Raw genomic sequence first — 22,766 nt, forward strand, 5'->3', positions numbered from 1 at the left:
CCGGTTGGTGTTTCCTGGCGGCGATGATCGTCGCGTACGGTTTCGCCAACCTGTTGCAGTCGGTCGCGGCGGCACGCACCACTGTGCACCACACCTTCGATCCGGGACTGTTGCTGCGGTTGGCCAGCCACCGCACGTACCTGGTCGGCTTCGCCTGTCAGGTGACCGGTTTCGTGCTGGCCTTCCTGGCCCGCCGGGACCTGCCGCTCTTCCTGGTCCAGGCCAGTGTGGCGGCCGGGCTCGGGGTCACCGCCGTGCTCGGCGTGGTGGTGTTGAAGTGGCGGCTGCCGATGGCCGAGGTGGCGCTGCTGGCGCTGCTCTTCGTCGGGATCACCGGGCTGGTGCTCGCCGCCCGGCCGGCGCCGTCGAAGCAGCTCGGTCCGGCCGGCATCGTCGCGCTGCTGATCGTTTTGGGCCTGATCGCGGTGCTGGGTGTCTTCGCCGTCCGGCTGCACGGCTCGCCCGGGTCGGTGGCGCTGGGTTCGCTCGCCGGTCTGGCGTTCGCCGCGGCGGCGGTGGCGGCCCGCCCGCTGGCCTCCGCGCCCTCGGCCGAGGCGATACTGCGCGATCCGCTGCTCTACCTGCTCGTCGCCCACTCGGTCGTCGGCCAGCTCCTGCTCGGTCTGGCCATGCAGCGGGGCTCGACCACCGCCGCCGTCGCGGCCATGGACGCCGCCGGTGCGGTGCCGGCGGCCGTCGTCGGGCTGCTGCTGCTCAACGACAAGATCTGGCCGGGGCGGGAATGGCTGGCCGGGCTCGGTTTCCTGGCCACCCTGGTCGCGGTGATCGGCCTGACCCGGTACGCCGCGCCGCAGCACCACCACGCGGTCGCCGACCGGCGGGAGCTGTCCGGCGTGGGCATCCCCGTCCAGGCGCCGCCGCAGCCGACGCGCCGCACCGTTCAGGCCTCGACCGGCTTACGCCGGCCGACCACCCGCTCGTAGAGCCGTTCCAGGGCACCCGCCGTCCGCTCCCAGGTGTAGCTGCACCGCACCCGGTCGACGGCGGCGTGCCCGTAGGCGAACCGGCCGGCGTTGTCGGCGAGCAGCCGGCGCAGGGTCACGCCCAGCGTCCGGACGTCGCCCGGGGGCACCAGCCGCCCGGTGACCTCGTCGACCACCGCGTCGGCGATGCCACCCATCGAGTAGCCCACCACGGGCACCCCGCAGGCCATCGCCTCCAACGACACCCGTCCGGCCGAGGAGTAGTGCGGGGTACACGCCACCACGTCCGCCGAGCGGTACCAGGTGGCCATCTGGTCGTGCGGGACGGCGCCGACGATGCGCACCTGCTCGCCGACCCCGTGCTGCTCGGCCAGCTCACGCAGGCGACGGGCCTCGGCGTGGTCGGCCAGCCGGCCGGCCGGGGGACCACCGGCGATCACCAGCTCCGCGTCACCCACCAGGCGCATCGCCCGGATCAGGTCGTCCTGGCCGTGTCCGGCGGCGAGCCCGCCGACGGAGAGGATCCGGGACCGTTGCTCCCGGGGGGCCGCCTCGCCGTCGGGGTGGAACTGGGTGACGTCCACGCCGGCCGGCACCATCGCCACCGCGGCCCGCCGCAGGCCCATCCGGGTGAGTTCGTCGACCTCGTCGTTGCACTGCGCCACGGCGATGTCCACCGCCCGGGTCAACGCCCGCTCCAGCGGGATCCGCTCCCCCGGCCCGCCGTAGCGCCGGCCCAGGTGGCGTAGCTGCTCGACGCCGAGGGAGTGGAAGGTCTGCACCACCGGTACGGCCGTCTCCCGGACCGCGGTGGCGGCGGCCAGGCCGCCGATCCAGTAGTGCCCGTGCACCACCTCCGGCTGCCACTGGCCGGACCAGCGCTCGGTCAGCCAGCGACCGAACTCGGGCACGTACGGCACCAGCTTTGCGGTGGGCGTCGGAGCCGGCGGTCCGACCGGCACCCGTTCCACCCGGTACCCGCCGACCTCGGCGGTGTCGGCCAGTTCCGTCCCCTCCCGGCGCTCGTAGACCCGGACGTCATGGCCGCGCTCGGCCAGCTCGGCCGCGACCCGGGCGATGTGCTGATGGGTGCCGACGGCGGGGCCATCGGCATGCGGGGACGGGCCGGCGTGGGCGCAGACGAGGCCGACGCGCATGAGTCACCTCCAGCGTTCTACGAGAGGATGGATGCTCCGGTCAGAGCGTCCCATTAACCGGGGCCCGTCAGGCCCAAACCTGACAGATCGGGATCGGTCAGGCGGCACCTGACCTCCCGGTTCGGGCCGAACCCCACCAGCCGGACGGGCCGGTCACCGGACGGCGACAGTCGGTGCCCCGCACATTCCGACGCCGTCGGGTCGGCATGACCGGCCACCGGTGGGGGTACGGGCGAAGGATGCCGTTGACCTGCCCGTCCGATGTCGGCCCCGGAGTACGCAGATGAGCTGGGCCGAGAACGCCGCCGCCCACTCGGGGTCGGCCGTGCCCACCGACCGGCGTACCCCGCCCGAGGTGCGCTGCCGGGTGGAGGCCGGGCCCGGCACGGGAACCGTCCGGCTCGACGGCGTGCTCACCCGGGCCGACGGCGAGGCGGTACGCGACGCGCTGCTGGCCGCGGTCTGGGAGCACGCCGGTCCGGTCCTGGTCGATCTCACCGGTCTGCGGGGCGCCGAGCCCTCCGCCGACCGGGTGTTCGCCGAGGCCCATCGGGCGGTGGCCGGCTGGCCCACGGCGGGGCTGGTCCTGCTCGACCCGGCGGAGGTGACCGGCCGGGGCGGCTCCGCCCCGTTGGACCCGTACGCGCCACGGCTCTGCGCGACCCTGGCCGAGGCGCGCGCCGCGCTCGCCGGTGCCCGGTCGACCCCGGCGGTCGACGTCGACCTCGCGCCGGTCGTCGGGGCGGCCCGCCAGGCCCGTGCGCTGATCGGTGCGAGCTGCCAGCGATGGGAGTTGCCGGAGCTGGTCGAGCCGGGTTGCATCGCGGTGACCGAGCTGGTCAACAACGTGGTCGCGCACGCCGGCACGACGATGACGGTCCGGCTGGCCCCGCAGCTGGGAGCGCTGCGGCTGGCCGTCCGGGACCGTTCCCGGCGGCTACCGTCCTACGCGGGTCTCGCCCCGCCCACCTCGACCGGGGGCCGGGGACTGCTGCTGATCGACACGGTCGCCCGGCGCTGGGGCAGCACCGCGGTACCCGACGGCAAGGTGGTCTGGTGCGTCCTGCACGCGGAGGACGAGTTGTCCTTTCCCCGGTGAGGAGCAGCCGGGGCGGCATGGTCGGTTAGTGCCGTGGAGGCAGTGGGTAGTGCTCAGCCATGCGCGACGACGAGTTCCCGACGCCCGTGTCCGACCCCGAGGCGGACGGCCTGCCCGACACCGCCGACGACGACTCGACCGCCCACGACGACGTGGCGACCGGGCGGGAGGCGGACGGTCCGGACCCGGCCCAGTTGCCAGGTGACCGCACGCCGGTGGCCGTCGACCGGTTCGGCACCACGGCCGAGGAGCAGCTCGACGGTGAGTCGCTGGACTACAAGCTCGACCGGGAGCAGTACGAGCGGCCGGCCGACGACCCGCTGGCCGGCCCGGTGGATCCGGACATCGCGGCGGAAGCCGACAGCGAGGAGGCCGCGGCACAGGCCCAGCTCGACGCGGACGTGATCGATCCGGGGCCGACCTCGGACCCGAACTCGCCGGTCTCCATCTACGACCACGGCCAGCTCGGCACGGTGGCCGGACACGAGGTGGGACGGCTCGTCGAACCGGACGAGGGGGTCCGCAGCGACCAGGAGAGCGATTCCGTCGCGTACGACGCGGGGGCCGCCGGTGGTGGGGCCAGCGCCGAGGAGCTGGCGATCCACGAGACCCGCCCGCCCGAGGCGCACTGACCCGGGGCGGTCACTCGTCCAGACCCTGCTCGATCGCATAACGGGTCAGCTCGACCCGGTTGTGCAGCTGCAGTTTGCCCAGGGTGTTCTGGACGTGGTTCTGCACGGTCCGGTGGGACAGCCCGAGCCGCCCGGCGATCTGCTTGTAGGACATGCCCTTGGCCACCAGGCGCAGCACCTCGGTCTCCCGCTCGGTGAGTCGGGGTGCCGCGCCGCCGCGGCCGGCCGGGCCGCCCTCGGTGGGGTCGGCGGCGAGCCGGCGGTACTCGCCGAGGACCAGCCCGGCCAGCCCGGGGGTGAAGACCGGCTCGCCGGCGGCGGTCCGGCGCACCGCGTCCAGGAAGTCGGCCGGCGCGGCCGACTTCAGCAGGTAACCGGTGGCACCGGCCTTCACCGCGTCGAGGACGCCCTGCTGCTCCGCGCTGGCCGAGAGCATCAGCACCCGTACGTCGGGCAGCACCACGCGCAGCCCGTGGATCACCTCGACCCCGGAGATGTCCGGCAGTTGCAGGTCCAGGACGACCACGTCGGGACGCGCCGAGGCGGCCACCCGGACCGCCTGCCGCCCCTCGCCGCTGGTGGCCACCACCAGGTGCCCGGCCTCGCCCAGGTCGCGGGCCACCCCCTCGCGCCACATCGGGTGGTCGTCGACCACCATCACCCGGATCACCGGTCGGTCCGCTCGACGGTCAGTTCCACCTCGGTGCCGTGGCCCGGCGCGGAGTGGATCCGCACCGATCCGCCGAGGTCGGCGACCCGGCCCCGGATGGACTGCGCGACACCGAGCCGGCCCTGGTGGGCCGCCTCGACCAGCCGGCCCTGCGGCATGCCCGGTCCTTCGTCGCGTATCGAGACCGTCACTGTCGTCTCCTCATCCTCGATCAACACCCAGGCCCGGCCGCCGGCGTGCCGGTCGACGTTGTCCAACGCCGCGCCGGCCGCCGCGGCCAGTTCCCGGGCCACCCGGGCGGGCAGCGGCACCGGCGTGGCGGGGGCCGACACCGAGACCGTCGCCGAGGCGTACCGGCCCAGCAGGGTACGCAGGTCCAGGGTGCCGGAGGGCGACGACCCCGGCTCGTCGTCGGCGGCCGACCGGCTCGGGTCCCCGCTGATCAGTGCGCGCAACGCCGCCTCCTGCTCACCGGCGAGCCGGGCCAGTTCACCCGCCTCGCCGTCGAGGGCCGCCCCGCGCCGTTGCACGAGGGCGAGCACCTGGAGCACCGAGTCGTGGATGCCCCGCGCCAACCGTTCCCGTTCCCGGGTCGCGGCCTCCAGCTCCACCGCCCGTTGCAGACGCTGCTCGGCGGTCACCGCCAACCGGGCGACGTGGCCGACCACCCCGCCGGCGAGGAGGATCAGGATGGCGCCGGTGAACGACGAGTTGTTGAGCCGCTCCCGGGTCACCAGCAGGTCCGTCCCGGCGACCAGCAGGGCGGCCACCGTGCCCCGTCGCCGGCCACCGGAGACGGCCCAGGCCAGCACCGGCCCGCCGAGCCAGGCCACGGCGAGGGTGGGCACGCCGGCGGCCAGCGCCGCGCGGCCGACCACCCAGGGGGTGACGAGCAGGACACCGAGCACCACCAGCAGGTCGGCCAGGAGCAGCGGCCAGCGCCGCCAGGCCGGCCGGGCGTAGGCCACCGCGCTCAGTACGCTCCAGGCCAGCATCACCAGCAGGACCACGAACGCCGCCAGCGGGCGGGCGTACCGGTGGGCGTCGCGCAGGACCAACGCGCAGACGTACGCCAGCGAGGCGAAGCGGAACACCGCGATGGCCCGCCACAGCGGTCCTTCGAGACCGCCGGGCGAGGACATGGCGACACCATGCCACAGGCGGGTCAGCTGCCCGAACGGACGACCGACCACTGCCAAATGATGCCACTTAAACCCACAAAAGCCGCAAATCACTCCTGGTCTCGGTCGCCAGGGTGGCACACGGCGAATGCGGATACCCGCACACCGCGTACGGTTGTGCCCATCGAACCTTTCGTCCTCATCGCCGAAGCCTTCGACGAAGGCCGGGTGACCGAGTTACGCCACTCGGTCACCTCCTGCGCGCATGCCGCCGGACTACGCGGTCAGGGCCTGGACGACTTCGTGCTGGCGGTCAACGAGCTGATCACCAACGCGGTCCGGCACGGTGGCGGCCAGGGCTGGCTGCGGTTGTGGCCGGCCGCCGGACAGCTCGTCTGCGAGGTAGCCGACCACGGGCCCGGCATCAGCACGCAACGCCTGGACGACCGGAGCCGCCCCGCGCCGGAGACCGCCGGAGGCTGGGGCCTCTGGCTGGCCCGGGAACTGAGCGACGCCATGGAGGTCGAGACCGGGCTCTCCGGCACGACCGTCCGGATCAGCGCCGCGATCACCGTCCTGGCCGAGCAGACCGGCGAGCACCAGGCCGGCCACCGGGCGGGGCAGGCCGACACCGCCTGACGCGCCTCCGGCGGCCCGCGCGGAGACTGCGCGCCGGCCCCGGTTTCGGTACGGTGCCGGGGTGACCCCCCAGTACGTCGCCGCCATCGACCAGGGCACCACCTCGTCCCGGTGCATCGTCTTCGACCGGGCCGGAGACATCGTCTCGGTGGCGCAACGCGAGCACCGGCAGATCTTCCCCCGGCCGGGCTGGGTGGAGCACGACGCCGCGGAGATCTGGGAGAACGTCCAGCTGGTGGTCCGGGAGGCGCTCGCCGCCGCCGGCACCGACCCGGGCGGGCTCGCCGCGGTGGGCATCACCAACCAGCGGGAGACCACCGTCGTCTGGGACCGGGCCACCGGCCAACCGGTGGCCAACGCCATCGTCTGGCAGGACACCCGCACCGGGCCACAGCTGCGCGAGCTGGAACGCGGTTACGGCGAGCAGCGGCTACGCGAACGGACCGGGCTCATCCTGGCCACGTACTTCGCCGGCCCGAAGCTGCGGTGGTTGCTGGAGCACGTCGACGGGCTGGCCGAACGCGCCGAACGGGGTGAGGTCCTCTTCGGCACGATGGACAGCTGGCTGATCTGGAAGCTGACCGGCCGGCACGTCACCGACGTCACCAACGCCAGCCGGACCATGCTGATGGACCTGCGTACCCTCGACTGGGACCCCGAGCTGCTCGACGCCCTGGGGGTGCCGGCGGCGATGCTGCCGCAGATCCACTCCTCCGCCGAGGTGTACGGCACCGCCGGCGGGGTGCTCGAAGGGGTGCCGGTGGCCAGCGCCCTCGGCGACCAGCAGGCGGCCCTGTTCGGGCAGACCTGCTTCCAGGCGGGCGAGGCCAAGTGCACCTACGGCACCGGCAGCTTCCTGCTGCTCAACACCGGCACCGGGCCGGTCACCTCCAGCCACGGCCTGCTCACCACCGTCGCGTACCGGATCGAGGGTCAGCCGGCCGTCTACGCCCTGGAGGGGGCGATCGCGGTGACCGGGTCACTGGTCCAGTGGCTGCGGGACAACCTCGGCCTGATCTCCACCGCCGGCGAGGTGGAGGAGCTGGCCCGCACGGTCGAGGACAACGGCGGCTGCTACGTCGTACCCGCCTTCTCCGGGCTGTTCGCGCCACACTGGCGGCCCGACGCCCGCGGGGTGATCGCCGGCCTGACCGGCTACATCACCAAGGGGCACCTGGCCCGCGCGGTGTTGGAGGCCTCGGCCTGGCAGACCCGCGAGGTGGTCGACGCGATGAACGCCGACTCGGACGTGGCGCTGCGCCGGTTGCGGGTGGACGGTGGGATGACCGCCAACGAGCTGCTCATGCAGTTCCTCGCCGACGTGCTGACCGTACCGGTGGTCCGCTCCCGGATCACCGAGACGACCTGCCTCGGCGCCGCCTACGCCGCCGGTCTGGCCGTCGGCTTCTGGCCGGATCTGGCCACCCTGCGGGCACAGTGGCGCTCCGACGCCCAGTGGGAGTCCGCCATGGACCCCGGTGACCGCGAGCGCGAGCTGCACCAGTGGCGCAAGGCGGTACGACGCACCCTGGACTGGGTGGAGTGACCGGTCAGTCCCAGCGGTTGCCGGTCAGCTTCTCGTACACCTCGACGTAGCGCGCCCGGGTGGCCTCGACCACCTCGGCCGGCACCTCGGGGGCGGGGGCCTGCTTGTCCCACCCGCTGCCGGCGGCCCAGTCCCGGACGTACTGCTTGTCGAAGGAGAACTGGGCCCGACCCGGCTGGTACGACTGCGCCGGCCAGAACCGCGACGAGTCCGAGGTGAGCACCTCGTCGGCGAGGACCAGGGTGCCGTCCGGCGCCCAGCCCAGCTCGATCTTGGTGTCGGCGACCAGGATGCCCCGGTCGGCGGCCAACTCCGCACCCCGGCAGTAGACGTCGATGGTGATCTGGCGCAGCCGCTCGGCGGTCTGGGCCCCGACCTTCTCCACCACCTCGGCGAAGGAGATCGGCTCGTCGTGGGCACCGGCCGGCGCCTTGGTGGAGGGGGTGAAGATCGGCTCCGGCAGGATCGACGCCTCGACCAGCCCCCGGGGCAGCTCCAGCCCGCTGACGGCACCGGTGCGCTGGTACTCGGCGAACCCGCCACCGGTGAGGTAGCCCCGGGCCACGCACTCGACCGGGACCATCTCCAGCCGACGACAGCGGATGGCCCGGCCGGCGAACTCGGCCGGCACGTCGGTGCTGGAGATCACGTGGTTGGGCACCAGGTCGGCGAGCTGCTCGAACCACCACAGCGACAGCGCGGTCAACAGCCGTCCCTTGTCCGGGATCGGCGTCGGCAACACGACGTCGTAGACCGAGATGCGGTCGGAGGCGACCAGGATCAGGTCGTCACCGTCGGTGTAGAGATCCCGAACCTTACCCGAGTGCAGAAGTTCCACGCGCCTAGTACATCACGCGCCACCGCGGTGTCCGGAAACCCCACCGCAGTCGTACCCGCTGGGTACCCGGCGGTCACGGACCGCGACCGTCGTCGATCCGCTGACCGTACGGACCGGCCATCGTTGCCGGTCCGGCCGATGGGTCGACGTTGACACCCACGCGCGTCACCTGTGTAAATGGTCCGACCGCGTGCACCTGCCCGGCACCGAGGAGCCTCCCCTTGCCCGCCGCCCGACACCCTCTCCTGTCCCCTCCGGACGCCGATCCCGGCCGCCGGCGGCTGCTCGCCGCCGCCCTGGGACTGCCGGTCCTCGGCGCCGGCGCGCTCACCGGCTGCCAGGCCGACCGGGCCGCCCCGGTCCGCGAGGAGCCGGTGGAACTCTCCATCTTCTGGTGGGGCAACCAGCTCCGGGCGGAGCTCACCGAGCGCGCCCTGCGCCTCTACACCGCCCGCAATCCCCAGGTCACCTTCCGGGTCACCTGGCAGGCCAACAGCGGCTACTACGAGCGGCTCGCCACCCAGGCCGCCGCCGGCAACGCACCCGACCTGCTGCAGATCGACGACAACTTCCTCGCCGAGTACGCCCAACGGGAGATCCTGCTCGACCTCAGTGGACACGTCGCGGACAGCCGACTGGACCTGAGCGGCCTGCCCGAGAGCCTGGCGAGCTACGCCGAGGTGGGTGGCCGGACGATGGCGGTGGCCGCCGCCCAGAACACCCCCGCGCTGGCCTTCAACCGCAGCCTGCTGCGCCGGCTCGGCCAGCCCGAGCCGCAGATCGGGATGTCCTATCAGGAGTACCTGAGCTGGGCCGACCAGGTCACCCAGGCCAGCGGCGGCAAGGTCGCCGGCACCATGGACCCCTCCGGGGACTACCGGCCGTTCTGGCTCTGGCTGCGCTCGCGCAACGCCGAGCTGTACCGGGGCCGGCGGCTCGGGTTCGACGCCGACGACGTGGTCGACTGGTTCGACCTCTGGCAGCGCGCCCGTTCCGCCAAGTCCACTCCGAGGCAGGCGCTGGTGGACCGGGCCGCCGACGGCGACCCGTCCCGCCAACTCGTGGTCACCGGCGACAGTGCCGCCTCGTTCTGCTGGTCCAACCAGCTCGCCGACCTGCAGAGCCACACCGAGGACGAGATCGACCTGGTCAGCTGCCCCGGCCCACCCTCGGCACACTGGGCGCGGGCGTCGATGTACTGGGCGGCGTTCCGGGGCACCCGCCACGCGGACACCGCCGTCGACGTGATCAACTTCCTGACCAACAACCTGGCGGTGGGCGAGGCACTGGGCATCGAACGGGGGCTCAGCGCCAACCTCGGCGTCCGGCGGTACGTGCAGGACAACCTCACCGACGAGGCCGTCAAGCGCTCCGCCGCCTTCGAGGCGACCCTGGCCAGCCGGTTCGGGCCGGCGCCCGCGCCGCCACCGAGGGGGCACGGCAAGGTCCGCCGGTTGCTGACCGGTGCCGCGGAGAGCGTGCAGACCCGCCGCTCCACCATCCGGGCCGCCGCCACCCGCTTCGTCAACGAGGCCGGAGCGGCCCTCGCCGAGTGACCCGCCCGCCGGGTCAGCGGGGTGGGCCGCCGCGCCGGTTGCGGGTCAGCCGGAGCAGCAGCAGGACCACCGCGACGACCACCACCAGACAGCAGAGCAGCCCGATCACGCCGAACCCGCCCCGGGACCGCCGTCTGGCGGCCTCCAGCACCAGCTCACCGGTGCCACTGGACGCCCAGGCCGCGACGGGCACGAAGACCGACAGCGCGACCGTACCGAGGACCGCACCGAGCCGGCCCCACCATCTGCTCCACGAAGACATGACCTCATCCTCCCCGACCGGCGCAACGTCGGCAGCCCCGATCGCCCGGCCGGACGGACAGTGGTCGAAACCGGACACCCGGGTCGACCTCGGCCGGCGCACACGGCGAAGGCCCCGGAGAAGATCTCCGGGGCCTTCGGGTGGTAGCGGGGACAGGATTTGAACCTGCGACCTCTGGGTTATGAGCCCAGCGAGCTACCGAGCTGCTCCACCCCGCGTCGCTGGGAAAAGCTTAGCGCACCCCCGTCGGGAAGATCAGCCGGGGGGTCAGGACCGGAAGGAACCGGCCAGCAAACGCGGACGACCCCGAAGGGAACGGGCCTTCGAACGCGAACGGCCCCGAGGAGATCCTCGGGGCCGTTCGGGTGGTAGCGGGGACAGGATTTGAACCTGCGACCTCTGGGTTATGAGCCCAGCGAGCTACCGAGCTGCTCCACCCCGCGTCGGTAGGACAACCCTAGCGCACCACCCGCCGGCGGTGCAAAACGGCCCCGGAGAACCGGCGCGTGTACGGCGAAACCCGTGGTCACGGGAGCAACAGAGCTCCCACGGCCACGGGTTCGTCGAGACCGAACCGCTCCCCGGGTCAGCCGCTCGGGCTGGGCGCGGGCGTGCCCGTCGGACTGGCGGCCGGAGACGCCGGGGCGTTCGGGTTGCCCGCCTGCTGGGCCCGCTGGAACGCGGCCATCGCCTCGTCCAGCTGCTTCAGCGCCTCGCCGTACCGGGCGAAGTCACCGGAGGTCTGCGCGGCCCGGACCTCGGCGATCGCCGTCTGCACGGCCTGGGCCGCCTCGGCCAGATCACCGGTCAGCTCCGGGGTGGTGCCCGGTGACGGCGGCGGGGTCGGCGAGGCCGGCGGCGTCTCGTCGTCCCCGGCCGGCGGCGCGGGCGTCTGGTTGCCCGCCCGTTCACCCTGCTCGACCAGCGCCTTGATGCCCTCCGACACGTTGTTGGCAAGCACCACGTACGAGCCGCCGTCGCCGTACGACATCAGCACCCGCTGCAGCAGCGGCGGCGCGTTCTCCTGGTTGGTCTTGACGTAGACCGGCTCGACGTAGAGCATCCCGTTGCCGAAGGGCAGGGAGAGCAGGTTGCCGTACTGCACCTGGGCCTGGTTCGAGGAGAGCAGGTTCAGCTGCTGCCGGATGTCGGCGTTGTTGGTCATCTGCTGGTGCACCTGCACCGGCCCGGAGATCCGGGTCTGGTCGGGCAGGTCCAGCACCTCCAGTCGGGGCTGCCCGTCGACGTACGACCCGCTGATCAGCGCGGCGAGGTTCTGCCGCCCGTTCGGAGTGACCGCCGAGGTCAGCTGGAACCTCGGCCCGTCCTGACCGGGGAACTGGGTGTAGAGGTAGTACGGGGGCTGCCGCTGCCCGCTGTCCGGGTTGTCCGGCACGCTCGGCACCTGCCAGAAGTCCTGCGCCGAGTAGAAGTCCCCCGGATCGGTCACGTGGAACTTGGTGAGCAGGTTGCGCTGCACCTTGAACAGGTCCGCCGGGTAGCGGAAGTGCTCGCTGAGCTCGGCCGGGATCTCCGACTTCGGCCGGACCAGGTCACCGCCGAAGGCCTTGTTCCACGCCTTGAGCACCGGATCGTTGTCGTCGAACTCGTACAGCCGAACGGTCCCGTCGTACGCGTCGACAGTCGCCTTCACCGAGTTGCGGATGTAGTTGACGTTCTCCCGGGCCAACTGGAAGGTGCCCCGGCCGGTCAGCTCGTCGGCGGTCTCCTGCTGGAGGTTGACCCGCTCGGCGTACGGGTAGGTCGCGGACGTGGTGTAGCCGTCGATGATCCACTGGATCCGGCCGTCGACCACCGCCGGGTACGGGTCACCGTCAACGGTCAGGAACGGGGCGACCTTCTCCACCCGGTCCCGCGGGTTGCGGATGTAGAGCAGCTTGGAGTTCTCGTTCACCCGGTCGGAGAGGAGGAAGTTCGACTCCTGCTCCTTGATCGCGTACAGCAGTCGGCGGGGGAACGACCCCACGTCGACGCCGCCGCTGCCGGTGTAGGTGTAGAACTCGCCGGTACCGGTGCTCTCACCCTCGCTGTCGCCGACCGGGCGGTCGAACTCCGCGTTGCGCTCGGGGTCGGTCTGCCCGACGATCGCGTAGTCGCCCGGCTCCATCCGCTCGCCGTAGTAGACCCGGGGCTGCTCGGTCGGGATGGTGTCGGCGCGGGCGGTGCAGAGCTCGCCCTGGGCGTTCTGCTCCTCCTGCTGGTCGTTGGCGTCGTCGAGGAAGCCGGAGACGAAGAACGGCTGCCCGCCGCAGACCACCCGGTTGGCCGGGGCCGCGACCAGCCCGTACCCGTGGGTGTAGACGGTGTGCCGGTTGATCCAGGTGTCCTGCTGGTTGCTGAGCTGCCGGTAGTTGATCTCCCGGAGGCCGACCACGTAGTCCTGGGTGGTGCCGTTGACGGTGTACCGGTCGACGTCGAGCTTCTCGCCGAAGTCGTAGAACTGCCGGACCTGCTGCCGCTGGGTGTAGGTCTCGGAGACCAGCTGCGGGTCGAGCAGGCGGATGTTCTGCACCACCGCGGTGTCGGTGGCCAGGCTCGCCGGTGGGGTGAGGTTGTTGGCCGCGTACCTGACCGGTTCGGTGCCGGCGAGCCCGAACGACGCCCGCGTCGCGTCGATGCTGCGCTGGATGTAGGGCGCTTCCTTGTCCTTCTCGCTCGGCCGGACCTCGAAGGTCTGCACCGCCCACGGGTAGATCCCACCGATCGCCACCGCGGAGACCCCGAGCAGGGCGAGCGAGATGCCCGGCCAGACGAGGTTACGCATCACCGCGTTGGAGAAGACGACGATCGCGATCGCCACCACGACCGAGATGTAGGCGAGGATCTCCTTGGCCGGCAGCAGCGCGTTGACGTCGGCGTAGCCGGCGCCGTAGAGGTTGACGCCGTCGTTGTACTCCAGCAGCATCGCCCGCCGGTCGAGCACGTACGCGACCGCCTTGAGCCCGACGAAGACCGCGACGAGGGTGGTGACGTGGGCGCGGGCGGCGTTGGTCATCCGGTCGCCGACGCCCTGCAGCCGGATCCCGCCGAAGATGTAGTGCACGGCCAGCGCCCCGAGCAGGGCGAGCACCACCATGGTGAAACCGACCCCGAGCAGGTAGCGCCAGAACGGCAACTGGAAGACGTAGAAGCCGATGTCGATGCCGAACTCGGGATCGTCCACCCCGAAGTCGCCGCCGTTGCGGAAGAGTAGCCACTGGCTCCACCGGCTCTGCGCGGACAGCCCGGCGAAGATCCCGACGACGACCGCCACCAGCGTGATCCAGAGCCCCAGCCGAGGCCCGAGGAGCATCCGGTACCGCTCCAGGGTGGCCTGCTCGGCGGAGTGCGGCCGCAGACTGGGCCGCAGCCGGTGGGCCAACCAGAGGTTGCCGCCGATCAGCGCGGCCATCAGCACGCCGATGGTGAGGAAGAGCAGCAGCCGGGTGGTCAGCACGCTGGTGAACACGTCGGTGAAGCGGACCTCGTCGAACCACAGCCAGTCGGTCCAGACCTGCACCCCCCAACTGAGCAGGCTGAACAGCACGAACACCCCGACCAGCACGCCGATCGTGACGCGTCCGCGTCGGCTCATCCTCGGCAGGGGGCTGCTACGCATGACCACTGTTTGGCTCCGCACGCTCGATGTGATCGGCTCCGACCAGGCACCCCAGAGTACGGGGTGTTCCTGAACGCGTACGGTCAAGGTCTGGCCACGCCAGCTGTGTTGCACACCGGCGGCCGGGCGCACCCGGCCCGGTCGATGCCGCTGATCGAGATCGGTCGGTCGGTGCCGGGCGGGCCCCTCCGGGAGCGGGCGGGTGGCGCGTGCGGGTCAGCAGCGGACGGGTTGACCCCCCGAGCGGACCGCCGCCAGGGCGGTGAGCGCCTCGTCCAGCGAGCCGACCCGGAGCAGGGGCAGGTCGGGCTGGGGGTTGCGCAGCGCCTCCGCGCAGTTGTCCGCCGGCACCAGGAAAGCCTCCGCCCCGGCCTGCTTCGCCCCGACCAGCTTCTGGGCGATGCCGCCGATCGGCCCGACCCGGCCCTCGTCGTCGATGGTGCCGGTACCGGCGATGATCTTGCCCCCGGTCAGGTCCTCGGGCTCGATCTTGTCCACGATGCCGAGGGCGAACATCAGCCCGGCGCTCGGCCCACCGATGTCCCCCAGGTCGATCTTGAGGGTGAAGGGGTGCGGCTGCTCCTGGGCGATCTCCACCCCGATGCGCGGCCGGCCGTCCTGCTCCCGGCTGGTCACCGTCGCCGTGGCGGCCGCCCCCGACCGGGTGTAACCGATGGTCAGCGCGGTACCCGCCGGGGCCGCCCGGACCAGCTCGGTCAGGCTCGCCGCGGTGGTCACCGGCTGCCCCTCGACGGAGGTCACCACGTCACCGACGCGCAGCACCCCGGCGGCCGGGCCGGCGGCCGCCACCGTCTTGACCACCACCTGGATCGGGTAGCCCAACTCGGCCAGGGCGGCGGTCTCGGCGCTGGTCTGGGAGGTCCGGAAGTCCTCCTCGTTGCGCTGCTTGACCTCCTGCTGCGACTCACCGGGCGGGTAGACCAGCTCGCGCGGCACCACCGCCCGGTCCGAGGAGAACCAACCGGCCAGCGCCGAGCGCAGCTTGACGCTGGGCTGCACCCCGACCGTGGTCAGCCGCAGCTGACCGGCGGAGGTGGAGGTCTCCCGCCCGGTGATCTGGATGACCTCGGTGCCGTCCTCGGTGCCCAACGTGTCGACGGTCGGCCCCGGACCGAGCACCACGTACGGAATGGGCGTAACCAGGACACCGACGCTCAACAGGGCGGTGAGCAGAGCACCGAGCAGGACGGTCACGCCACGACGTCTCATGCGCCAGAGCGTACCGACCGCGCCACCGGCGACCGGCGCGCGCCGCGACTTCGCCCTCAGCGCAACGCCGGTGGGGCCGACCTGGGGCGCGGCCCGCGTACCGTAGACGTCGTGCCTGATATTCCGTTCGGTTTCGCGCTCCCGGGTGGGCAACCACCAGACCCCAACGACCCCGCGCAGATGCAGCAGTTCATGTCCCAACTGCAGCATCTCTTCGCCGCGTCGGGCGGCGGCCCGGTCAACTGGGACCTGGCCCGGCAGGTGGCCGCCAGTCAGCTCGCCGCGGTGGGTGATCCGGCGGTCTCGCCGTTCGAGCGCAACGCGGTCGAGGAGGCGTTGCGGCTGGCCGACCTCTGGCTGGAGCCCGCCTCCGACCTGCCGTCGGGCATCCAGAACTCGGTAGCCTGGAACCGCAACGAGTGGATCTACCGGACCCTGGACGTCTGGCGCAAGCTCTGCGACCCGGTCGCCAGCCGGATGGTCGGCGCGATGGGTGACCTGGTGCCCCCGGAGGCCCGCGCCCAGCTCGGCCCGATGCAGTCGATGGTCGCCACCCTGGGCGGCGCGCTCTTCGGCGGTCAGCTCGGCCAGGCGCTCGGCTCACTCGCCGCCGAGGTGCTCTCCGCCGGCGACATCGGGCTACCGCTCGGCCCGGCCGGCACGGCCGCGCTCATCCCGGCCAACATCCGCGCGTACGGCGAGGGCCTGGAGCTGCCCGAGGACGAGGTACGCCTCTACGTCGCCCTGCGCGAGGCCGCCCACCAGCGGCTCTTCCAGCACGTGCCGTGGCTGCGCGGACACGTGCTCAGTGCCGTCGAGACCTACGCCGCCGGCATCCGGGTCAACCGGGAGGCGGTCGAGGAGGCGATGGGTCGGGTCGACCCGACCGACCCGGAGTCGATGCAGGCGATCGCGCTGGAGGGCATCTTCACCCCCGAGGACACCCCGGCGCAGAAGGCCTCGCTGGCCCGCCTGGAGACCGCCCTCGCCCTGGTCGAGGGCTGGGTGTGCCACGTGGTGGACAGCGCCGCCGCCGAGCGGCTGCCCAACGTGGTCCGGCTGGCCGAGGCGTTCCGCCGCCGTCGGGCCGCCGGTGGCCCCGCCGAGCAGACCTTCGCCGCCCTGGTCGGCCTGGAGCTGCGCCCGCGCCGGCTGCGTGAGGCCGCGGCGCTCTGGGCCGCCCTGACCGAGCACCGGGGCATCGACGGCCGGGACGCCCTGTGGGGGCACCCCGACCTGCTCCCCTCCGACGACGACTTCGCCGACCCGGTGGCCTTCGCCCGGGCCGAGCTGGACCTCGGCGAGTTGGAGAGCTTCGACTTCACCGCGCCGGGCGGCCCGCACGAGCAGGCACCGGGCGAGGCGCCGCGCCTCGCCGAGGAGCCCGGGGACGACGACAAGCGCCCCTGACCCGCGCACCGTCACAGCGTCACCGCCGGCTGGCCGGTGCCGGAGCCGGATCAGGCCGGTCGGTGCCGGAGCGGGATCAGGCCGGTCGGTGCCGGAGCGGGATCAGGCCGGTCGGCCGGCGTCGGAGAGCAGGGCTCGGGTGGCGTCCCAGCCCGGTGTCGCCGGGTCGAGCAGGGCCAGGTCGGCGGGGCCGCGCAGCCGGTGCCAGGCCGGCGTGACCGCCACCTGACCAGGCTGCGGTGCCGCCGCGCGCAGCGCCGCCGGCCGCCCGGTGTCCAGATCCAGGTCCGGCAACCACCCGGGTACGGGCAGCCGCACCGCGACGCCCAGCAGCCCGGGACCGCCCGCCCCGGAGCCGGCGTCGTCCGCCCCCGCGACGCCCGGGGCGACGGCGACCGGACGGCTGGTGAGCGGGCGGAGCAGCTTGGCAAGGGTCAGCCCCGGCAGGTCGGGCGCGTCGGCGGCCACGACAGCCGCCTGGTCGTACCCGTCGAGCAGGCCGAGCACGGCAGTCGGTGTCGGTCGCGCCACCTCGTGCACCGCCGTACCCGGCCAGACGACCGCGTCGGCGAGCCACCGGTCGGCGGGCGTCACCGCCACCGCGGTCTCCACCTCGTTGAGGGTGGCGAGCAGGTCGACGACATCCTCGGCGAGGGCCGTGCGCCAGTCAACCGGATCGATGCCCGGCGGTGACCAGGTCACCGGGGCGAGCAGCGCCACCACCACACGTCGAACCACTCACCGACCCTAACCGGTCAGTCGGCGAGCGGGACGCCGGAGACCGCCGCGACGCCCTCCAGGTAGCCGCGCGCCCGTTCCGTCTTCGGGTAACGCCCGACCAGGGCCCAGAACCGGGCGTTGTGGCTGGGCACGATCAGGTGGGCCAGTTCGTGCAGCAGCACGTAGTCGAGCACCCAGTCCGGCATGTCCTGCAGCCGGTGGGAGATCCGGATGGTCCGGTCGGCCGGGGTGCAGGAGCCCCAGCGGCCGTTCTGGTTGCTCACCCACCGGACGCTGGCCGGCACCGCCTGCGGGCCGTACTCGCCGAGGTGCTGGTCGATCAGCCGGGCGGCCCGGGTGAGCAGCTCGGTGTCCGAGCGGCCCAGCCGACCCTCGCGGGCGGCGAGCCGGGCCAGCATCCGGTCCACCCACTCGCTCTCCTCGGCCCGGGAGAACTGGTCCGGGATGAGCACGACGACCCGCTCACCGTCGCGGTAGGCGGACACCGTACGTCGCCGACGCTGACTGCGCCGTACCTCGACGACCGGCTTCCGCGCCCCCGTCATCAGTGGGCCGCGCAGCCTCGGAATCCTGTCACGAGGAAAAGCTAATGCGTACTGACCAGGGATCCGCAAGGGTCAACCGCTCGACACGCGCCCGGAAAGTGGTGATTGGTCGTTAGGAGTCCTAAAAAATTATCCGTGACGCCGCTCCGAATGGTCTTCATCACCCTTCGTGGCGGGCACCCGGCCGGACCGGACGGTCCACCCGGGCGGTGCGGCCGGCCAGCCACGGGGGCGGCGCAGGGGCACCGATGAGGGGGTTCGCCCGGCGTGTCCCCGCCAAACTGACTTATCCGACCTTATTCGCCATGCACACTCTCGACGTCGACTTCCTCACAGTGTCGATGCACGCCTGACATGGAACTGCCCAGACCTGGGTAGGGTCCGCGGACCAGCGGTCATGAGCATGATCGTGGAGCAAGACCCAGCGCCGGTGCCCCCGTGGGCCCGCCGCCGGGGGCAAACCGCCGGCACGGCAATGACCGGCGGACTAGACGAGGAGGGCACCGTGGCCGATCAGGCCCAGACCTACAACGGTTACTGCGTCAAGTGCAAGGAGAAGCGGGACTTCGAGGGACACGTCGAGGTCTCGAAGACCGGGATGAACATGGCAAAGGGCAAGTGTCCGGTTTGCGGGACAACAGTGAACCGGATCCTGGGCAAGGCGAAGGTCTGACCGTACGAACCCGAGGGGAGGGTGGCCCGACCGGCCACCCTCCCCTCGGCATGTCGGCTACCCGACACGGTTACCGACCGGTTGTGGATAACTCAGGATTTCCTGTGGACAGCCCTGGACAGGGTGCGCCACACCTGTGGAAAACGAGCGACGGAGAGCGGGGATGCGGTGACTATCTGTCGACATGACCCGCGCCATCCTCCCCCGCCCCACCCTGCTGCCCGGTCTCGCCCGGCTCTGGCGTGACCGGCACACCCTGCAGCTCGGCGTCGAGCCCGGCCGGGCGGTACTGCTGGAGATCGCCAACCCCCGGGCGGCCCGCCTGCTCGACCTGCTCGACGGCAGCCACAGTGTGCGCAGCATCCTCGGGCACGCCTCGGTGAGCGAGGTGGCACCGGAGGAGGCCCGCGGGCTCCTCGACGCCCTGCACGCCGTCGGGCTGGTCGTACCCGCGCACACGCTGCTGCCCCGGGACCTCGCCGGGCCCGCGCGGACCCGGTTGACCGGCGAGGCGGGGGCGCTCGCGCTCACCCCGCAGCCGCTGCCCGGCACCCCGGCCCAGGTGCTGCGCCGACGACGCGGTGCGCGGGTGGTGGTGACCGGCGCGGGTCGGCTCGGCGGGCCGGTCGCCGTCGCCCTGGCGCAGGCCGGCATCGGCCACCTCGACCTCGACCTGGCCGGCCAGGTACGCCCGTCGGACCTGGTCGGCACCGGGCTACCCGCCGCCGACGTCGGCCGGTCCCTCGCCGCCGCGGTCCGGGACGCGATCCGCGGCGTCGCACCGGGTACGGAGACCCGGCCGATCCGGCGCGGCCGGGCAGACCTGGTGCTGCAACTCGGCACGGACCGGCCCGCCGCCCTGCTCGCCACCGGGTACGCCCAGCGTCGACAGGCGCACCTGCTGTTGACCCTGCGCGGTGGCGTACCGGTGGTGGGGCCGCTGGTCCGGCCGCCTGCCGGTCCCTGCCTGAACTGCCTCGACCTGCACCGCACCGACCGAGACCCGGACTGGCCGTCGTTGGCCGCCCAGCTCGCCGTGGACGGCCGGGAGGAGGCCTGTACGGTCACCACCCTGCTCGCCGCCACCGCGTACGCCGCTGCCGAGGTCCTGGTCCAGCTCGACGGCGGCACCCCGGAGACGCTCGGACGGGCCGTCGAGATCGGCGCCGCCGGGCAGCTACGTCGGCGGGTCTGGGCCCCCCACCCGTCCTGCGGCTGCTCGGGTGGTCGGCGTCGGAGCAGCGCACCCGGCCGGTCCGCCGGGAGTCCGGACGAGCGGGGCGGTGAGCCGGGCGGTGAGCCGGACGAGCGGGGCCGGTGAGCCGGACGAGCGGGGCGGTGGGCCGGACGAGCGGGGCCGGTGAGCCGGGCGAGCGGGGCGGTGAGCCGGACGAGCGGGGCCGGTGAGCCGGGCGCGACGGTACCGACGGGCGAAGCCCGGGCGCGGAGCAGCAGCCAGCCCACCGAGTCGGTAACAATGGCCGGGTGACCGACATCCCGCGCCGGGCTGTGTCCCGGACCGCCAAGCTCGCCGCTCTGCCGCTCGGCTTCGCCGGGCGGACCGTCCTCGGCATGGGAAAGCGGGTCACCGGGATCGCCTCCGACGTGATCTCCGCAGAGATCCAGCAACGCACCGCCGAACAGCTCTTCAGCGTGTTGGGCCAGCTCAAAGGCGGTGCGATGAAGTTCGGTCAGGCCTTGTCGGTCTTCGAGGCGGCCCTGCCCGAGGACATCGCGGCCCCGTACCGGCAGGCGCTCACCAAGCTCCAGGAGGCGGCCCCGCCGCTGCCGGTCGCCAGCGTGCACAAGGTGCTCGCGGAGCAGCTCGGCCCGGACTGGCGGGAGCGGTTCGCCGAGTTCGACGACGTACCCGCGGCGGCGGCCAGCATCGGGCAGGTGCACCGCGCCACCTGGCGGGAGGCCGACGGCACCACCCGGGACGTGGCCGTCAAGATCCAGTACCCGGGCGCCGGTGACGCGCTGCTGGCCGACCTGAAGCAGCTCTCCCGGCTGGGCGCGATGTTCCGGGCGATCCAACCCGGGCTCGACATCAAGCCGCTCCTGGCCGAATTGCGGGAACGGATCACCGAGGAGCTCGACTACGAGCTGGAGGCCGAGTCGCAACGCGCCTTCGCAGCCGCGTACGCCGACGACCCGGAGATCTTCATCCCGCCGGTGGTGTCGTCCGCGCCGCGGGTCCTGGTCACCGGGTGGGTCGAGGGCCGGCCGCTGGCCGACATCATCCGCGAGGGCACCGAGCAGGAACGCGACGAGGCGGGGCGGCTGATGGCCACCCTGCACCTGTCCGCACCCTCGCGCGCCGGGCTGCTGCACGCCGACCCGCACCCGGGCAACTTCCGCATGCTGGCCGACGGCCGGCTCGGCGTGATCGACTTCGGGGCGGTCGCCCGGATGCCCGAGGGCACGCCGGAACCGATCGGCCGGATCGCCGGGTTGGCCCTGCGCGGCGAGGCGGAGGCCGTGGTGGCGGGGCTCCGCGAGGAGGGCTTCGTCAGTACGACCGAGGAGATCGACGCCCAGGCCGTGCTGGAGTTCCTCCAGCCGGTGTTGGCACCGATCGCCGAGGAGGAGTTCCGGTTCACCCGGGCCTGGCTACGGGCCGAGGCGACCCGGCTGGCCAACCCCCGGTCCCCGGCGTACCAGCTGAGCCGACAGCTCAACTTGCCGCCGTCGTACCTGCTCATCCACCGGGTGACGCTGGGCTCGATCGGGGTGCTCTGCCAGCTTGAGGCGAAGGCGCCGTACCGGGCGATCCTGGCCCGCTGGTTGCCCGGCTTCGCCCCGACCCCCTGACCCGTCCCGGCCTCCAGCCCGCTGGACCCGCGCCGCCGTCTGGCCCCGCCCCGCCGTCTGGCCCCGCCCCGCCGTCTGATCGCGCCGCCGTCTGACCCCGCGCCGCCCCGGCTCAGTCCCGCACCACCCCGGCCCGCCCGTCGAGGTGTGAGAAGGGCCCCCTGCTATACCGAAAGCGTTAACAGGGGGCCCTTCCTTACCGGGGTTAGCGGGTGCCTAGGTCCAGGGCCGACTGGCGGCGGCCGTTCATGGCGACGGTACGGGCGGATCGGGTTGCCTCAGTGCTCGTGGTGGTACGACCGGCCTGAGGCCGAGGCATTCGAGCCCGGGACAACGCTTCGTGGAGTAGTTGCATCTCGACGGCTCCGTTCGGGTGGTGCAACAGCACGGACATCAGTTCGCTGATCGCCGGTACGGAACCGGCCGGGACACTGGTGAGGAACATGTCAGGCCGCCAACCGGACCGCGTTGCGCTGGTCCGACAGCCCGCTCGCGGCCAGCCGCGCCTCGGCCTCGGCCCGCAGCGCGGCGTCCCGGGCGAGGTCGTCCTTACGTGGACGGCCCCGGGGCCGCTTACGCGGTACGACCGCGCCACGCTCGAAGATCTCGCCGCCCCAGACACCCCACGGCTCGGCCCGCTCCGCCGCGCCGGCCAGGCACTCGACGCGCAGCGGGCAGTCCCCGCAGAGCGACTTGGCCAGCTCGAGCTCGGTCGGCGAATCGGAGAACCACAGGTCGGGGTCGACCTTCCGGCAGGGCAGGCTCGCCTCCAGCTCGACGTTCACGTCGAGGGTGGCCAATGCCAGGCTCATCGCCCGGTCACCTCTCTCTCACTTCGATCTTGTCGATCGCTTCGACGTACTGCTATGAGCAGAAAAAACGGAGGCCGCGGATCCCGGTAGCGGGTTCCGCGGCCTCGAGGTGAGCCGGTGGTCTGAGAATCAGACCGGTCTCCCTCGAGGTGGAACACCGCGGACGTCCAGCCGCTTCATGGCATTCGGGGCACCCTTGCCCGCGAAGCCACTGGTCCCCTCGACTCCGGTTGGCGCGACGGTGAGGGTCAGCTCGGGCTGAACCTCGACCTGGTGCACCTGCGGATCCGACAGTGGTGCCACGGTCAGCAGGACCGGGGCAGCCGACCACGTGGCGAGGCCAACGGGCTGCGCCTTCGGACGCTCATACGTGTAGATCTCCATCTGGCACACCCCCCTCACGTTCCCTCGGGTCGACTGGCTTCTCCACACTCGCCGATCGGCTGCCCATTGCCCCC

At 72.6% G+C, this 22,766-nt stretch carries 21 protein-coding genes and 2 tRNA genes; 10 read left to right on the forward strand and 13 right to left on the reverse strand.

Features of this window, described 5'->3' with window-relative positions; genetic code table 11:
- Window positions 1–23 precede the first annotated feature (23 nt).
- Window positions 24–944, forward strand: a complete 921-nt coding sequence (locus GA0070617_RS24595; protein WP_175440816.1) for a hypothetical protein — start codon at window positions 24–26, stop codon at window positions 942–944.
- Here GA0070617_RS24595 and GA0070617_RS24600 read toward each other — a convergent pair.
- Window positions 902–2,101, reverse strand: coding sequence for a glycosyltransferase (locus GA0070617_RS24600; RefSeq protein WP_091443312.1), 1,200 nt, complete (start codon window positions 2,099–2,101; stop codon window positions 902–904). The genes GA0070617_RS24595 and GA0070617_RS24600 overlap by 43 nt on opposite strands.
- 283 nt (window positions 2,102–2,384) lie before the next feature.
- On the opposite strand from GA0070617_RS24600, the gene GA0070617_RS24605 reads away from it, so the two are divergent.
- Window positions 2,385–3,200, forward strand: a complete 816-nt coding sequence (locus tag GA0070617_RS24605; RefSeq protein ID WP_229688638.1) for an ATP-binding protein — start codon at window positions 2,385–2,387, stop codon at window positions 3,198–3,200.
- Between the two features lie 59 nt (window positions 3,201–3,259).
- A complete protein-coding gene (locus tag GA0070617_RS24610; RefSeq protein WP_091443315.1) occupies window positions 3,260–3,832 on the forward strand; it encodes a DUF5709 domain-containing protein in 573 nt (190 codons plus the stop codon).
- A 10-nt stretch (window positions 3,833–3,842) separates the two neighbouring features.
- Here GA0070617_RS24610 and GA0070617_RS24615 read toward each other — a convergent pair whose 3' ends face one another.
- Window positions 3,843–4,490 (reverse strand): response regulator, encoded by a 648-nt coding sequence (locus tag GA0070617_RS24615; protein ID WP_091447288.1) that lies wholly within the window; start codon window positions 4,488–4,490, stop codon window positions 3,843–3,845.
- Between the two features lie 8 nt (window positions 4,491–4,498).
- Entirely contained in the window at window positions 4,499–5,644 is a 1,146-nt protein-coding gene (gene macS / locus GA0070617_RS24620; protein ID WP_091443318.1) for a MacS family sensor histidine kinase, read from the reverse strand.
- Window positions 5,645–5,800: 156 nt separating this feature from the next.
- Between macS and GA0070617_RS24625 the strand changes: the two genes are divergently transcribed.
- Complete coding sequence (locus GA0070617_RS24625; RefSeq protein WP_229688637.1) at window positions 5,801–6,262, forward strand: ATP-binding protein; 462 nt, start codon at window positions 5,801–5,803, stop codon at window positions 6,260–6,262.
- A gap of 61 nt (window positions 6,263–6,323) precedes the next feature.
- Window positions 6,324–7,808 carry a glycerol kinase GlpK gene (gene glpK, locus GA0070617_RS24630; protein WP_091443321.1) on the forward strand — a complete coding sequence of 495 codons (1,485 nt, stop codon included), beginning with the start codon at window positions 6,324–6,326 and terminating at the stop codon, window positions 7,806–7,808.
- A gap of 4 nt (window positions 7,809–7,812) precedes the next feature.
- On the opposite strand, the gene GA0070617_RS24635 is transcribed toward glpK, so the two are convergent.
- Window positions 7,813–8,646, reverse strand: a complete 834-nt coding sequence (locus tag GA0070617_RS24635; RefSeq protein ID WP_091443323.1) for a phosphoribosylaminoimidazolesuccinocarboxamide synthase — start codon at window positions 8,644–8,646, stop codon at window positions 7,813–7,815.
- 221 nt (window positions 8,647–8,867) lie between these two features.
- Between GA0070617_RS24635 and GA0070617_RS24640 the strand changes: the two genes are divergently transcribed.
- On the forward strand, window positions 8,868–10,202 hold the full coding sequence (locus tag GA0070617_RS24640) for an ABC transporter substrate-binding protein (protein WP_229688636.1): 1,335 nt from the start codon (window positions 8,868–8,870) through the stop codon (window positions 10,200–10,202).
- 13 nt (window positions 10,203–10,215) lie between these two features.
- On the opposite strand, the gene GA0070617_RS24645 is transcribed toward GA0070617_RS24640, so the two are convergent.
- The 5 genes from GA0070617_RS24645 to GA0070617_RS24665 all read right to left on the reverse strand — a co-directional run bounded on the left by GA0070617_RS24645 (window position 10,216) and on the right by GA0070617_RS24665 (window position 15,313).
- The gene (locus tag GA0070617_RS24645; RefSeq protein WP_091447296.1) at window positions 10,216–10,464 is read right to left on the reverse strand and encodes a hypothetical protein; all 249 of its coding nucleotides are present in this window, start codon (window positions 10,462–10,464) and stop codon (window positions 10,216–10,218) included.
- A gap of 141 nt (window positions 10,465–10,605) precedes the next feature.
- Window positions 10,606–10,682: transfer RNA gene (locus GA0070617_RS24650), tRNA-Met, on the reverse strand.
- 148 nt (window positions 10,683–10,830) lie between these two features.
- A tRNA-Met gene (locus tag GA0070617_RS24655) sits at window positions 10,831–10,907 on the reverse strand.
- A gap of 143 nt (window positions 10,908–11,050) precedes the next feature.
- Window positions 11,051–14,083, reverse strand: coding sequence for a UPF0182 family membrane protein (locus tag GA0070617_RS24660; RefSeq protein ID WP_175440647.1), 3,033 nt, complete (start codon window positions 14,081–14,083; stop codon window positions 11,051–11,053).
- Window positions 14,084–14,299: 216 nt separating this feature from the next.
- Entirely contained in the window at window positions 14,300–15,313 is a 1,014-nt protein-coding gene (locus GA0070617_RS24665; RefSeq protein ID WP_175440648.1) for a YlbL family protein, read from the reverse strand.
- A gap of 180 nt (window positions 15,314–15,493) precedes the next feature.
- On the opposite strand from GA0070617_RS24665, the gene GA0070617_RS24670 reads away from it, so the two are divergent.
- Entirely contained in the window at window positions 15,494–16,723 is a 1,230-nt protein-coding gene (locus tag GA0070617_RS24670; protein WP_091443332.1) for a zinc-dependent metalloprotease, read from the forward strand.
- A gap of 102 nt (window positions 16,724–16,825) precedes the next feature.
- Here GA0070617_RS24670 and GA0070617_RS24675 read toward each other — a convergent pair whose 3' ends face one another.
- Both GA0070617_RS24675 and GA0070617_RS24680 read right to left on the reverse strand, forming a co-directional pair.
- Complete coding sequence (locus GA0070617_RS24675) at window positions 16,826–17,461, reverse strand: hypothetical protein (protein ID WP_091443335.1); 636 nt, start codon at window positions 17,459–17,461, stop codon at window positions 16,826–16,828.
- Between the two features lie 17 nt (window positions 17,462–17,478).
- Window positions 17,479–18,009 (reverse strand): M48 metallopeptidase family protein, encoded by a 531-nt coding sequence (locus GA0070617_RS24680; protein ID WP_091443338.1) that lies wholly within the window; start codon window positions 18,007–18,009, stop codon window positions 17,479–17,481.
- Between the two features lie 505 nt (window positions 18,010–18,514).
- Between GA0070617_RS24680 and GA0070617_RS31815 the strand changes: the two genes are divergently transcribed.
- From GA0070617_RS31815 to GA0070617_RS24695, 3 genes are all read left to right on the forward strand, one after another.
- A complete protein-coding gene (locus GA0070617_RS31815; protein ID WP_007464795.1) occupies window positions 18,515–18,682 on the forward strand; it encodes a DUF5679 domain-containing protein in 168 nt (55 codons plus the stop codon).
- Between the two features lie 184 nt (window positions 18,683–18,866).
- Window positions 18,867–20,003, forward strand: coding sequence for a TOMM precursor leader peptide-binding protein (locus tag GA0070617_RS24690; RefSeq protein WP_091443345.1), 1,137 nt, complete (start codon window positions 18,867–18,869; stop codon window positions 20,001–20,003).
- Window positions 20,004–20,167: 164 nt separating this feature from the next.
- Window positions 20,168–21,496, forward strand: coding sequence for an ABC1 kinase family protein (locus tag GA0070617_RS24695; protein WP_091443349.1), 1,329 nt, complete (start codon window positions 20,168–20,170; stop codon window positions 21,494–21,496).
- A gap of 446 nt (window positions 21,497–21,942) precedes the next feature.
- Here the strand turns inward: GA0070617_RS24695 and GA0070617_RS24705 are convergent, their stop codons facing one another.
- Both GA0070617_RS24705 and GA0070617_RS24710 read right to left on the reverse strand, forming a co-directional pair.
- Window positions 21,943–22,308 carry a WhiB family transcriptional regulator gene (locus GA0070617_RS24705; RefSeq protein ID WP_091443355.1) on the reverse strand — a complete coding sequence of 122 codons (366 nt, stop codon included), beginning with the start codon at window positions 22,306–22,308 and terminating at the stop codon, window positions 21,943–21,945.
- A gap of 129 nt (window positions 22,309–22,437) precedes the next feature.
- Window positions 22,438–22,692, reverse strand: coding sequence for a hypothetical protein (locus tag GA0070617_RS24710; protein ID WP_091447299.1), 255 nt, complete (start codon window positions 22,690–22,692; stop codon window positions 22,438–22,440).
- Between the last annotated feature and the right edge of the window lie 74 nt (window positions 22,693–22,766).

Origin of the sequence: Micromonospora yangpuensis (genome assembly GCF_900091615.1) — a bacterium.
Lineage (GTDB): Bacteria > Actinomycetota > Actinomycetes > Mycobacteriales > Micromonosporaceae > Micromonospora > Micromonospora yangpuensis.

Bases quoted from the DNA above. Each gene is read 5' to 3' on its own strand.
- GA0070617_RS24595 (WP_175440816.1), top strand. From the start codon at position 24: ATGATCGTCGCGTACGGTTTCGCCAACCTGTTGCAGTCGGTCGCGGCG.
- GA0070617_RS24600 (WP_091443312.1), bottom strand. From the start codon at position 2,101: ATGCGCGTCGGCCTCGTCTGCGCCCACGCCGGCCCGTCCCCGCATGCC.
- GA0070617_RS24605 (WP_229688638.1), top strand. From the start codon at position 2,385: ATGAGCTGGGCCGAGAACGCCGCCGCCCACTCGGGGTCGGCCGTGCCC.
- GA0070617_RS24610 (WP_091443315.1), top strand. From the start codon at position 3,260: ATGCGCGACGACGAGTTCCCGACGCCCGTGTCCGACCCCGAGGCGGAC.
- GA0070617_RS24615 (WP_091447288.1), bottom strand. From the start codon at position 4,490: ATGGTGGTCGACGACCACCCGATGTGGCGCGAGGGGGTGGCCCGCGAC.
- macS (WP_091443318.1), bottom strand. From the start codon at position 5,644: ATGTCCTCGCCCGGCGGTCTCGAAGGACCGCTGTGGCGGGCCATCGCG.
- GA0070617_RS24645 (WP_091447296.1), bottom strand. From the start codon at position 10,464: ATGTCTTCGTGGAGCAGATGGTGGGGCCGGCTCGGTGCGGTCCTCGGT.
- GA0070617_RS24660 (WP_175440647.1), bottom strand. From the start codon at position 14,083: ATGCGTAGCAGCCCCCTGCCGAGGATGAGCCGACGCGGACGCGTCACG.
- GA0070617_RS24665 (WP_175440648.1), bottom strand. From the start codon at position 15,313: ATGAGACGTCGTGGCGTGACCGTCCTGCTCGGTGCTCTGCTCACCGCC.
- GA0070617_RS24670 (WP_091443332.1), top strand. From the start codon at position 15,494: ATGCAGCAGTTCATGTCCCAACTGCAGCATCTCTTCGCCGCGTCGGGC.
- GA0070617_RS24680 (WP_091443338.1), bottom strand. From the start codon at position 18,009: ATGACGGGGGCGCGGAAGCCGGTCGTCGAGGTACGGCGCAGTCAGCGT.
- GA0070617_RS24690 (WP_091443345.1), top strand. From the start codon at position 18,867: ATGACCCGCGCCATCCTCCCCCGCCCCACCCTGCTGCCCGGTCTCGCC.
- GA0070617_RS24705 (WP_091443355.1), bottom strand. From the start codon at position 22,308: ATGAGCCTGGCATTGGCCACCCTCGACGTGAACGTCGAGCTGGAGGCG.
- GA0070617_RS24710 (WP_091447299.1), bottom strand. From the start codon at position 22,692: ATGGAGATCTACACGTATGAGCGTCCGAAGGCGCAGCCCGTTGGCCTC.